The 316-nt window shown below is 61.1% G+C and carries 1 protein-coding gene; it reads right to left on the minus strand.

The genetic code is table 11. The annotated features are described in order from the left end of the window. Positions 1-316: hypothetical protein (locus I2H74_RS11300; protein WP_195574415.1), on the minus strand; the 316-nt coding region annotated here is incomplete at both ends.

Here is a 316-nt window from a genome sequence, read left to right on the forward strand (position 1 = left end):
GTACTGCCAGTTGTTCCAGTTACACCTGTCTCTCCAGTCGCTCCCGTATTACCGGTTGCCCCAGTCGCCCCAGTCGCACCCGCATCTCCAGTGGCCCCAGTCACACCAGTCACTCCCGTGCTTCCTGTACTGCCCGTGTCGCCAGTCGTCCCTGTAGTTCCCGTGTTGCCTGTTGCACCTGTTGTTCCCGTTTCGCCTGTAACACCTGTAGCCCCCGTGTTGCCTGTTGCACCTGTGACGCCTGTGCTGCCCGTGTCACCCGTCACACCCGTCGCTCCAGTCGTTCCCGTGTTGCCTGTGATTCCCGTACTTCCTG

The organism is Paenibacillus sp. 1001270B_150601_E10 (genome assembly GCF_015558675.1).
Classification (GTDB): Bacteria; Bacillota; Bacilli; order Paenibacillales; family Paenibacillaceae; genus Paenibacillus_B.